The organism is Bacteroides sp. MSK.20.12 (genome assembly GCF_019052435.1).
GTDB classification, from domain to species: Bacteria; Bacteroidota; Bacteroidia; order Bacteroidales; family Bacteroidaceae; genus Bacteroides; species Bacteroides xylanisolvens.
Genome location: NZ_JAHQVH010000006.1, coordinates 81,784 through 94,053 on the forward strand (window position 1 = coordinate 81,784; position 12,270 = coordinate 94,053).

The window sequence follows — 12,270 nt, forward strand, 5'->3', positions numbered from 1 at the left end:
GTCTTAGTTGCAAACAAATTGAGTAAACGATGAAAAGAGAAGCATTTAAAATGTATCTGAAAGCCGGATCTGAAAAAGAGTATCAAAAACGGCATAGTGAAATATGGCCTGAGTTAGTAAAGCTTTTGAAAGCTAACGGTGTCTCTGACTATTCTATATTTTGGGATAAAGAAACGAATATATTGTATGCTGTGCAAAAAAATAACGGTGCAGGTTCACAAGATATGGGAGAGAATGAGATTGTGAAACGATGGTGGGATTATATGGCGGATATAATGGAAGTCAATCCGGACAATTCACCGGTAAGCATTTCATTGGAAGAAGTATTTTATATGGAGTAGGAATGTAAACAATCAAAATGAAATAGATTATGAAAATAGAATATAAGCATTCAATCATTCTGACATTGTTGCTAATGGCACAGATGCTTTTAGCATGCAATGATGATGCAAAAAATACGGAAATATCTATGGTGTCGGATAGTTCTGTCAAGATAGGATATGTGGGTGGGAAAGAATTGATTAAATTTATTTGCTATGATAAATGGACTATCTCGTCAGATGTGGGATGGATAAAATTTGAGAGCCCGACAGAAGGGAATGGGAACGCTATTATCAGAATCAGTGTAGATAAAAACACATCAGAGAAGGAGCGTATCGGCCAACTTTCAATTACTTGCGGAAGTAATGCCGAAATAATAAAGGTAGTACAATCTATAAAAACGATTAATATTGAGCATAGGCATCCTTCTCTGCTTTATACAAAAGAAGAATTGCTGAATATTAAAAGTATGATTGAGGAAAATCGTTCAGCGGACATAACCCGGACTTACAATAACTTGATGAGTCGTTGTAATAAAGCTCTTACTTATACAGCTAATCCTTATACGGGACAAGATCCCGCCCAGTTTATTACAGCTATTTATACTCCCGGGTCAAACTCACGGGATTTAGCTATGGCCTATTGGTTCACACAAGATAAGAAGTACGCTCAAAAATCAATTGAGATTATAAAGGCTTGGGCTGAAGCATGCCGGAACATCACCTATGTGGCGGATGCGGGTAGTGCCATGTATCTCACCAGAGGAATGTATCCAATGTTCTGTGCTTATGATATGTTGTTGACTGAGAATGTCATGGATGAAGAGACGAAGAAGATTATAACCGATTGGTTCCAAGTAATCTATAAAGAGGGAATGAATAGTCTGGAGAAATGGGAGAATAATGATTATTTTAATAAGCAGTATTATCAGAATCATGTCGTAGCCCATACGATGGGGTTCTTGATGCTCGGGCTGGTAACAGACAATGATGAATTGATTCAGTTTGCCATAGATGATCCATCGAATCCGAGGGATGTATATGAATTATTGGCCGGATGTATATTTATGGATGGCGATACTCCTTGTCCAAGAGAAAAGGCAGGAGCTCCGCTCCCTGTGAAAGGTGAAATCTACGACCGCTATCGTCATGATACGGCACCGTTGAAAGGGCTGCAATATACTCATTTAACGCTGACATTGTTGTCTGTGAATGCGAGGATGTGTTATAATAATGGTCTGGATTTATTTGCATACACAGCTCCGACTGGAGAAAACTTGCGTTATTCTTTCGAATATTATAGCGATTATTACAGGATGATGGACTCGTGCATCAAAGGTGGATACTATTGCGGTGAAACCGAGCGTATTGCAAAAGCCGGGGACAATCCGGGTATGTATGAAATGGGATTCCGGTATTATCCGGATAGCGAACCTGTTAAGCAATTGATAAATTCTGGTGTCTTCAACAGAGAATCATCTTATATGGATTTGTTGGGATACACCCGCTTTCTTTCAGTAGTAATTGATAACTAATTTAAAAGCGATAGATTATGAAAGAACATATTTCATGCCATTTGAGCCAATCATTCAAGATAGCTGGTACGTATATATGGCTTTTGCTTTTGGCCATCAGTTTGTTACAGTCTTGTGATGACAATGATGAAGTGAAAAACAAACCGACTCTTTATATAATAACGGAGCCTATAGACGGATTGAGTACGTATGGTGGAGCTGTACAAGTAGAATTTCTTTGTAATCTGGATTGGAAAGCATCTACGGATGCATCCTGGATTACATTGGATGAAACAAGCGGTAGCCAAAGCGCCACGATAGATGCCCGGATTGCAAAGAATGAAGAAGGAGCAGACAGGACAGGAACTATTACCCTTGTTGCCGGTGAATTGAAGAAAACGTTAAGTATCACTCAGAAATATAGGGATACTTCAACTCCTCAATTGGAGATTACTACTAAGAATCCTGTCAAATTAGGCTTCGAAGGAGGTGTCCAGGCTATATCCTTTGTTTGTAATGTAAGATGGGAAGCTTCCGTCGATGTGGACTGGATTTCTTTCAGTAATGCGACTTCTGGATTGGAAGACGGCACACTGGATTTTGTAGTAGACGCGAATGAAGGAGATGAAATTCGAGAAGGAATAATCACCATTGTAGCCCAAGGATTAATCAAAACGGTAGAAATCGTACAGCAGACCGAAGCTATGGGTGGTGTGAATTTACTGGACACTCCGGAAGAAGATTACAGCTTCGAAAGAATCACTACCAACAAGTTTTGGCCTGCTTTGGGAGAATGGGGTGGCTCGAATACGGAAGGTATTGGTAAATTTGGAGCTAACAATACCGCTATCAGGGTTTCAGCAGGTTCTCCTACACCTCGCACCGGGGCGTCATATTTATTCTTACGTATGCGCGATAACGAGCAAGCAACTTCCTTGAATTGGTTATGGAGAAAACTAAGTGGATTGATACCCGGTAAATCGTATACATTCTCTTTCTGGTATAAAACTCCGCCGGAAAAAGATATGGTACAGACTGGGAATATCAGGTTGGGAGCCGTTGTTGATGCTGCTGATATATCGAATTTGTCCAATCCATTGGCACCGGAAGTAACTTTTGGATATGTTGCCGCCTCTGATGGAGTCTTGAGTAGTTCCGATGAGCATAAAAAAGTATCTTATACATTTACTATGCCTGTCGGAAAGACAGAAGTGTATATTGTCTGGAGAAGAAATGGACATCAGCAGCCATTCTTAGATGATATGAGTTTGGTACTGAACCCATAGGAATCTTATAGTACGGAGTGGAAGATGAAAAAGATGATTCTTGGTTTGTTCTTTTTGCTGTGCCCCTGTTGGATAGTATGGGGGCAGCAAAACGAGCAACAAAAGCGATTCGATATATTATCAGAGAAACCGGCACAACTGGTTTTTGAAGATAATTTCCGACATGCATGGTCGGAGAAATGGCATCTGGATGGAGAAAATGCCAAGATAATCCAGAAAGACGGGCGACTGGAAATGTATGCAGGCGGAAGAGCTTATGTAGATGCCGATCACTTGGTATTGTGGACAAAAGAGGAATTCAAAGGGAACTTGAAAATAGAATATGATTTTACGAGGCTGGATTCTTCCGGGTATTATTGTGTGAATATACTCTATATTCAGGCGCAAGGGGCAGGAAGAAAACCATTTGTTAAAGATATATTCAAGTGGAATGAACTCCGTAAGGTTCCCCGGATGAGTATGTATTTCAATAATATGGATACTTATCATATTAGTTATGCAGTAACAGGAGTTGCATCAGAAGATAAGCCTGAATATATTCGTGCTCGTCGGTATATGCCTCAGTGGGAGAAGGGACTTGAAGGAACGGAACTGAAGCCTGAATATTTGAATACGGGTCTGTTTAAGATTGGAGTCACTTATCATCTGACTTTCATAAAATATGAAACGAATTTGTATATGAATGTGAAGGGAGATGGCCAAGATAAGACTTTTTACTTTGATGCTTCTGCCTTTCCAAAGATAGATAAAGGGCGAGTGGGTTTAAGACAAATGTATACTCGTAATTCAAAGTATGCAAATTTTAGAGTTTATCAGTTGGATAAATGATACTTGTAGCTATCTTTGATGATATGAGTTTGGTGATAAGTCTGTAAATTTAGCCTGAATTTAATATAAAACAAGATGAAAATGCTAGCACAGATCTTGTTGACTTTCTTGGCAACTGGGTAGAAGTGGAAGAGAAAGCCCGTTTCGGTGAGGTTGGTTCTTATGAAGTAACCATCACGCGGTATTTTTCGTTGGTATTGAAGTTGTACCAAACCCCTTCCGGGAAATAAACTTTCCGTGATTTCTTATTCTCATACAGGGGAGTGACCATCAGGTCGCTCCCGATCATATATTGGTCACTGATAGTGCGCAAGCGTTCATTTATAAAGGTAAGGAATCAGCTCCATATGAAGGTTAATCAGCGTGCGGACATACTCTTCATATTGCTTTGCTTCCGGCAGAAACTCGCCTCGTTCATTCTTGCCGCGGTCAAATTGTAGTCAGGGGGCGTATTGCAGGTACCATGCGTTGACCATTGCTTGCGGAGAAAGAATCACCGTCTGCAGGCGATGAAAGAAATCCTCGGCAGAGTAAGGTTCCAGTGCTTTCAATCTCCCCCTTTTGCAGTTTGATAACTTCCGGAGCAATTTCTTTTTGGGCAGATACTTGTGTGGCAGACAGGAGTCCCGCTGTCATTATAAAAAGATAAATGAATAGTTTCTTCATAGTCATTAATCTATTATTTTATTTATATATGACTTTTTACGTAGCTTTTTCCACTAAGTAAGGCTATAAACATAAGTAAAAATTGTGAGATTTCTTATCAAGATTTCGTAATATTGCATTTTATTAGAAATACTGAAATAAATAAGATCATGAAAAAGATTTGCCTTCTTCTCTTTTTGCTTTGTGCTTGCATTGCTCAAGCACAAAATGCTTATCGCACAAACAAAGATATATCTTATGTCTCTGGCTCCGAAACGGACACCTATCGTCTGGAACGTTGTAAACTGGATATTTATTATCCTGAAAACAAGAAGGATTTCTCAACTATTGTCTGGTTTCACGGTGGTGGTATGGAAGGTGGAAATAAATTTATTCCCAAAGAATTGAGAGAACAAGGGTTTGCAGTAGTGGCGGTGAATTACCGTTTGAGTCCGAAAGCAAAGAATCCGGCTTACATCGAAGATGCGGCTGAAGCTGTGGCATGGGTTTTCAAGAATATTGAGAAGTATGGTGGTCGTAAGGATCACATTTTTGTTTCCGGTCATTCTGCGGGAGGCTATCTTTCGTTGATTCTGGCAATGGATAAAAAGTACATGGCAGCATACGGAGCAGATGCCGATAGTGTAGCTGCTTATCTTCCGGTGAGTGGTCAGACGGTGACACATTTCACTATTCGTAAGGAACGCGGTTTGCCTGACGGTATTCCGGTGGTTGATGAGTATGCTCCGGTAAATAAGGCCCGCAAGGAAACTGCTCCTCTCGTGTTGATTACGGGAGATAAACATTTGGAGATGGCGGCAAGATATGAAGAAAATGCGTTGTTAGAAGCTGTCTTGAAAAGTATAGGTAACAAGAAGGTGACTTTGTATGAAATGCAAGGATTCGATCATGGTCAGGTACTCGGCCCGGCATGTTGTCTGATTGCAGATTATGTGAAGAGATTCAAATGATATATTGTTCTGGCAAGAAGTCAGATATATGTGGTATGAATTTACCACATATATGGTATTTACCCTGAACAGAATCCGCACTATCTTTGTCATATATTAAAACAAGAGAAATTTAAAACAGATATATATGGAAAAGATAGCAAGAAAATTGACGGATTTGGTAGGTAACACTCCGTTATTGGAACTTAGTAACTATAATACAAGTAACGACCTGAAAGCTCGTCTGATTGTAAAGATTGAATCTTTCAATCCGGCAGGAAGCGTGAAGGACCGCATAGCATTGGCTATGATTGAGGATGCAGAAACGAAAGGAATTTTGCATCCCGGAGCAACTATCATTGAACCGACCAGCGGGAATACCGGCGTGGGATTGGCTTTTGTTTCGGCAGCTAAAGGCTATAAGTTAATTTTGACGATGCCCGATACCATGAGCATCGAACGGCGTAATCTTCTGAAAGCTTTAGGTGCGGAATTAGTATTGACTCCTGGTGCAGATGGTATGAAAGGAGCCATTGCCAAAGCTGAAGAACTGAAAGCGGTCACTCCGGGAGCTGTCATCTTACAACAATTTGAGAATCCTGCTAACCCCGCCATGCATTTACGGACTACCGGTCTGGAAATATGGAGAGATACCGAGGGGAAAGTCGATATCTTTGTGGCCGGAGTAGGTACTGGCGGGACAGTTAGCGGTGTAGGGGAAGCGCTGAAGATGCGTGATCCGAGTATAAAGATCGTGGCAGTAGAACCTTCTGATTCTCCGGTACTCTCGGGAGGAAAACCAGGTCCGCATAAGATTCAGGGAATCGGTGCAGGGTTTGTTCCTAAAACGTACAAGGCTTCTATCGTAGATGAGATTATTCAGGTGCAGAATGACGATGCCATTCGTACGAGTCGTGAATTAGCCAAACAGGAAGGTTTGTTGGTAGGCATATCTTCAGGCGCAGCCGTATATGCTGCTACGGAACTGGCGAAGCGACCGGAAAATGCAGGGAAAATGATTGTTGCATTATTACCCGATACAGGTGAACGTTATTTGTCTACCATTTTGTATGCTTTTGAGGAATATCCTTTGTAATAATGCCGCTTTCCTTCAGATAAAAACAACCGCTCCTTTGGGCTCAAACGATTGTCTTTTTGTTGTAGACATACGGTCGTTTGGATCAAGAGGAGCGGTTGTTTAAATTTGGTTGAACAGCCGTTTGAGGCTGTTCAGCCGGTTAGATGATAATTTGAGTTCACCACAAAGTAACGCAGTGTCTCATAGAGTTATTGTCGGGAGTGTATACATTAATAATGCACATTTACTTATAAATACCTACTTATAAATGCCTACTTATAAGTAATAGTCACTACTTGATTTCCGCATTGCATACGGAAATCCCCTTGTTCCAGTACCCATTGCCCGTCAGAATTGACAAAAGCCAAGTCGCTGCCTTTGATGGATAGAGTGACAGTTTGGGTTTCGCCCGGTTGTAGTTCCACCTTTTTGAAGGCTCGTAACCGACGGTTTTCGGGAGTAAGCGAAGCCACAAGATCACTGCTGAATAGCATGACAACTTCTTTTCCGGCATATTTACCGGTATTGGTTACGTCTATGGAAAAGTGCAAATCATCTCCTGCGGTAAACGAAGATTTGTCCGTTTGGAAGTTGCTGTATTCGAAAGTGGTGTAGCTCAATCCGTATCCGAAAGGCCATTGAACGGAGACTACTGCATTGTAGTCGTAAGCTCCTTCCATTTTGTCCATCTCTTCACTCACCCGATAATCGTAGGTAGTCAGTGCTGCTTCGTGTCGCGGATATGTGTAAGGCATCTTGGCACTGGGGTTCACGTCTCCTGCCAGAATGTTCGCTAATGCATCGCCACCATAGTTTCCGGGTAATAGAATGTCAATAACAGCATCAGCCAATGGCTCCAGGTCGTTGATAATGCGGGGACGACCCTCATTGAGTATCAGGATGATCGGTTTTCCTGTCGTGGCAAGTGCCTTTACCAGTTTGCTTTGGTTGGCAGAGATGGTAAGCTCGGAAAGATTACCGGGTGTTTCGCAATATGAATTTTCACCGATGCAGGCGATAATGATATCCACGTTGCGGGCGGCGGCCACAGCTTTCTCAATCTCCGGTTCATTTTCTTCCATGTAAGCACCTTCGGGTTTGTAGGTTACGCCCTGTTCCAGACGGACATGATCGGCTCCGAATTTGTTGCAGATTGCTTCGTAAATGGTGTTATATTTGTCGGCAAATCTATCGGTCAGATGTCCTTGCCACGAATAGCTCCAACCGCCGTTCAAGCAACGCATAGAGTTGGCGTTCGGACCGGTTACCAGTAGCTTTTTCCCTTGAGGAAGCGGAAGAATATTATCTTTATTTTTTAGCAATACTTCCGATTCTTCGGCTGCATGAAGTGCGATAAGTGCATGCTCCTTGCTGCCGAAGAGAGGATAATCTTTCAATAAAGTGTTCGGATGATCGAACAGACCCAAACGGAATTTAAGTCTAAGCACCCGGCGGACGGCATCGTCAATACGGCTCATGGGTATTTTCTTCTCTTGCACTAACTCTTTTAGTAGTGTACAATAATTGAGATCATACGGTTCCATAGCCATGTCTATACCTGCATTGATTGCCATTTCGATGGCTTCTTTTTTGTTTGCCGCCACATGTTCGCGGGTATAAAGATTGTTGATGTCCGCCCAGTCGGTGATTAACATTCCGTCCCATCCCAAGTCTTCTTTCAGCCATTGTGTAAGGAGTTCGCGGTCGGCGTGCACAGGCTTTCCGTTGATGGAACCACTGTTGACCATTATAGTCAGTGCACCAGCTTCCACACAAGCCTTGAACGGTGCAAAACATTTCTCACGCAGTTCGGAAACCGATATATAAGCCGGTGTGCGGTCTTTACCGGTACGTGGCATGCTGTATCCCATGTAATGTTTCACGGAGGTGGCGATTCGGTCGGCGGGAATATGGTTAGGATCATCTCCTTGGAAGCCTCGGACGGCAGTGCTGCCCATAATGGCATTGACTAAACAGTCTTCTCCATAATTCTCCCATACACGCGGCCAACGGGGATCACGTGCCATATCGACGGTGGGGGAGTATGTCCAGGGACAATTGCTAGCCCTTGTTTCATAAGCCGTTACACGTGCTGCTTCGTAGGTCAAATCCGGATTGAAGGCAGCACCCATATTGATATTTTGAGGGAAGAGCGTGCCGCCCAATGTATAGGTAGTACCATGATTCTGATCCAGGCCGTAGATACATGGAATACCAATCTCCGTCATCGACAGTTCTTGTATTCGACTGATAATCTCGTTCCACTTTTCAGGGCTTTGTGCTACCGGGCCGGGGGCATTGAGGAACGAACCTACCTTATATTCAGCAATCGCTTTATGGAGTTTTGCCTCGTCCAATTGGAATTCTCCATTTATCGTCTCTCCTAATACATCAATAGCAAGCTCGGTCATTTGCCCTATCTTGGCGTCAAGGTCCATCTTTGATAGAAGCTCTTCCACTTGTTGTTCTATTTTTGCGTCTTCAGGAATGGCAGTGGGAACTGCCTGTTTGGAACAGGCAGTCATTGCGATAGATGCGGTCATTAATATAATATTTCTTAGTTTCATTATGATTTGTTTTTAAGTAGCATCGTTTATGTAATCTGTCATTCAGAGGGATTTAACCCGAAGAATGACAGATACTTATGGTATGAATGATTTTTAAACTTACTTAGGAACATTATTTCACGGTTACCAGGTCTACATAATAGCCATGACCCGTACATAAGAATCCGTCTTCAGTTTGAATCTTATTCAGTATCTCTTGTGTCAGTACCAGTGTGTATTCACCGTTTTCCGTAAATTCTATCTTATCTGCCAGGCCAGTCCACCAACCTGTGGCAAGTTGCATCTGATGATATTCGGCAGTTGGTTCTATGGAGTAGACTACTTTCAGTGTTGATCCGGCTGTGATACCGGCAAACACATCTTTTGGAATCAGACCGAAACTCTTGTTGGGGTCACCGTCCGGCTTATCCCACGAAACGTAATGGTGTCCTGACCAAAGCGTTATTTCGGTAGATACGGTCACAGTCTGTTCGGTAGTCGTAGCATTATCGTTTAAGAACTGCACAGCCTCTCCGCTACGGGTTTTGCCTGTCAGCGTATAGCTTCCATCAGACAAATCCGGACAAGTCAGCGTAACTTCCGTAGAAGATTGATTGCTGAATTGAGACACCGTCTGTCCGCCGATAGTTAGAGAAGCGATGTTTTCAAGATTGATACCGGAAATGGTCCAGTCCACGTTGGCAGTAGCCCGGTTAGCACCTGAAATGACAAGGGAAGCATTGGTCACTTTCACCATGTCGGCTCCATATTCATTGCCGGTGGCATCTTGCAGAACGATACGGTAATCGCCTTCGCTTACGCCTGTCGGAACGATGTATTCCAGATAGTTCTCGTCTTCCGATTCAACATAAGTAGGATCGGTGATTGTGTTTCCTCCCAAGAGGATGGCTGTTACGTTCTGTAAATTACTGCCATATAAACGGGCAGTCTTACCGGGAGATACAATTCTCTCAAAGGCTACTTCTTTAGATTGAGGGTCATCAGCCAACGGATTGACCACCACTAATCCTTCACGGGAAGTCTTCTTCCCTTTCACAGTTTCTACTTCTATTTTCAAATTATACGTACCGGCTTTCAGACTACGGTTGATTTCTTTGTCGGAGTCGGTACCCGATTCCACTTCCTGCCCATCAATGAACCAGGTTACTGTGGTGTAATCTTTCGGAGTCACGGTCAGCGCGATGGATAAGTTCGCATCCCGGCTGATGTTGGCGAATGTAGCCAATTGGCCGTTCGTTCTGTCAGGGAATACCGGGGCAAGGATATGCGGATCATCATTTTCCGTCACCGTAGCGAACGGCTCTTCCTCGGTGCATGCAGTAAATGTGGAGCCTACAGCGAGTAGGGCAAATAGTGCAATATATATCTTTTTCATAATGGATGATTGTTTAATAGTTAGTTTTCAGTATCCCACCACAGAAGGCTGTGCCAATTATCTGTTCCTCCCATGCGCTCGATGGCTTCATTGTAGCTTTTCTTATTATAGGAAGATTCCAATACAGGATAGCAGAGACGTACCGGAATTTCCGTTCCACCGGTGAGATATTGTCCGAACCCATATTCTGCCGGTGATTTCAACTTCGGATAACCGGAACGACGCACGTTTGCCCAACATTCGGCAGGATTGGTGAAGTGAAGAATCCAGGCCTGTGTATTGATAGCTTCAAGTTTCTGATTGTCCGTATGTCCGAACGTCCCTCTACCTTGAATGAATGCATCAAACTCTGCATCAGTAGTAGCCGTGCAACCGTAGTTGTCTGTCAGGAAATCCATAGCTGCACGCACTCCTTGCTTGTAAAGATCTTCTGCTGACACACTGCCGACATTCCATTTTTTCACAGTAGCTTCTGCCATCAGGAACTTCACTTCTGCAGAGGTCATCACTACGCCCGGATTGTCGCTTTTTAGGAAATTATTGGCAAGTTTGGGTTCCACTTCACGAGCCATGGTTGCTGTAACAGAAGGGTTGTTAACGGCTAATTCCTTACAAATATCGCTGTCGTATCCTGTAGGCCATGGCTCCCACGAGTAGGCACCCGGGTTGCGCGGACTGAAATCAATCCCTTTTTCAATCATCTCCTGGGTGATGTCGACACGATTGTCGGGACTGGTGGCACTCATCAGCCCGTCATAATAACAACGGGAAATTTTGAATGTACGAGGGTCACCGGATTGGCGTAGCTGATTAAAGAAAGTGGAGCAGAGGTAACTTGGATTATTAGCGGGGTCGTTGCCGAACAATAACTGTGACAATGAATTTCCGCGATAATCAGAGTAAGCTTCTTGTCCGAAACTAAATGCGATTGTCATGTATTTGATGAGCGCATCGCTTGAGGCGTCCGTTATCACACCCCCATTGGCAACCAAAGCATTTTCAAATTCCGTTTGTGCCTTTGTAGGATTGACATTGGAGATTCGCATGGCAAAACGTAGGCGAAGCGAGTTTGCCAGTTGTTGCCATTTAGTTACGTCACCGGCATAGATGAGGTCACCTGTCACTTTATCTTTGGTCGGATCGATTTTATTGACGGCATCTTCCAGCTCCAGAAAGAAAGCGTTGTAAATATCTTCCTGTTTGTCATACTTCGGATTGAACTTTCCTTCGAGGAATCCCAGGCCGGCTTCACTGAAAGGAGCGTCTCCGTAAGTGTCGGTGATGATAGACATAAGATAAACCCGATAAATGCGGAGCACAGAGTTGATGTTCACTTTCTCTGCATCTTCGGCTGTGCGATATTGAGCATCAATGATATTCTTCAGGGATTGAGTGTAGAACGATGTCCAGATACGGCTCATTTCATTATTGTCTAGCGTATGGCGTCCGCCGTAGTTGGTGGTGTTCCAACATCCCATCAGTTGTTGGGTGAATGCATAATGGTAGTTACGGTAGATTTCCATCATACTAAGGTCTCCGTACGTTTGCAGTTGGGCAGTGGTGAGCTGCGCATTCGGGTCGATGGTAGCGGCCTTGGAAGGGTCGGTATTCATGTTTTCCATGTATTCATCGCTGCAAGAAGCGAAAAACAGGGCACATGCCATCGTGATGATTGTGATGTATTTAGATTGTCTCATGATATATCTT

General features: G+C 43.2%; 11 protein-coding genes. 6 read left to right on the top strand and 5 right to left on the bottom strand.

Translation table 11 applies throughout. From position 1 onward, the window contains the following. The first annotated feature begins 29 nt into the window (after positions 1–29). The 4 genes from rhaM to KTR06_RS05180 are packed head-to-tail and all read left to right on the top strand — an operon-like array spanning position 30 to position 3,948. Positions 30–341 (top strand): L-rhamnose mutarotase, encoded by a 312-nt coding sequence (rhaM, locus tag KTR06_RS05165; RefSeq protein ID WP_117809024.1) that lies wholly within the window; start codon positions 30–32, stop codon positions 339–341. 29 nt (positions 342–370) lie between these two features. After that, the gene (locus KTR06_RS05170; RefSeq protein ID WP_117809023.1) at positions 371–1,855 is read left to right on the top strand and encodes an alginate lyase family protein; all 1,485 of its coding nucleotides are present in this window, start codon (positions 371–373) and stop codon (positions 1,853–1,855) included. Between the two features lie 17 nt (positions 1,856–1,872). Continuing rightward, a complete protein-coding gene (locus KTR06_RS05175; protein WP_117809022.1) occupies positions 1,873–3,120 on the top strand; it encodes a BACON domain-containing protein in 1,248 nt (415 codons plus the stop codon). 24 nt (positions 3,121–3,144) lie between these two features. Continuing rightward, positions 3,145–3,948: a DUF1961 family protein gene (locus KTR06_RS05180; RefSeq protein WP_117809021.1), complete on the top strand. Its 804-nt coding sequence runs from the start codon at positions 3,145–3,147 to the stop codon at positions 3,946–3,948. A gap of 160 nt (positions 3,949–4,108) precedes the next feature. Here KTR06_RS05180 and KTR06_RS24450 read toward each other — a convergent pair whose 3' ends face one another. Further along, on the bottom strand, positions 4,109–4,261 hold the full coding sequence (locus tag KTR06_RS24450) for a glycoside hydrolase family 31 protein (protein ID WP_233562197.1): 153 nt from the start codon (positions 4,259–4,261) through the stop codon (positions 4,109–4,111). A gap of 116 nt (positions 4,262–4,377) precedes the next feature. Continuing rightward, a complete protein-coding gene (locus KTR06_RS05190) occupies positions 4,378–4,614 on the bottom strand; it encodes a hypothetical protein (protein ID WP_165861897.1) in 237 nt (78 codons plus the stop codon). A 149-nt stretch (positions 4,615–4,763) separates the two neighbouring features. Here KTR06_RS05190 and KTR06_RS05195 point away from each other — a divergent pair, with 149 nt between their 5' ends. After that, positions 4,764–5,564 (top strand): alpha/beta hydrolase, encoded by an 801-nt coding sequence (locus tag KTR06_RS05195; RefSeq protein ID WP_117809020.1) that lies wholly within the window; start codon positions 4,764–4,766, stop codon positions 5,562–5,564. 127 nt (positions 5,565–5,691) lie between these two features. Beyond that, entirely contained in the window at positions 5,692–6,639 is a 948-nt protein-coding gene (gene cysK, locus KTR06_RS05200; protein ID WP_004317446.1) for a cysteine synthase A, read from the top strand. 254 nt (positions 6,640–6,893) lie between these two features. Here the strand turns inward: cysK and KTR06_RS05205 are convergent, their stop codons facing one another. The 3 genes from KTR06_RS05205 to KTR06_RS05215 form a co-directional block, all read right to left on the bottom strand. Next, a complete protein-coding gene (locus tag KTR06_RS05205; RefSeq protein WP_120067749.1) occupies positions 6,894–9,188 on the bottom strand; it encodes a glycoside hydrolase family 3 N-terminal domain-containing protein in 2,295 nt (764 codons plus the stop codon). 112 nt (positions 9,189–9,300) lie between these two features. After that, on the bottom strand, positions 9,301–10,563 hold the full coding sequence (locus KTR06_RS05210; RefSeq protein ID WP_217290026.1) for a hypothetical protein: 1,263 nt from the start codon (positions 10,561–10,563) through the stop codon (positions 9,301–9,303). Between the two features lie 20 nt (positions 10,564–10,583). Then, entirely contained in the window at positions 10,584–12,260 is a 1,677-nt protein-coding gene (locus KTR06_RS05215) for a SusD/RagB family nutrient-binding outer membrane lipoprotein (RefSeq protein WP_049701395.1), read from the bottom strand. Between the last annotated feature and the right edge of the window lie 10 nt (positions 12,261–12,270).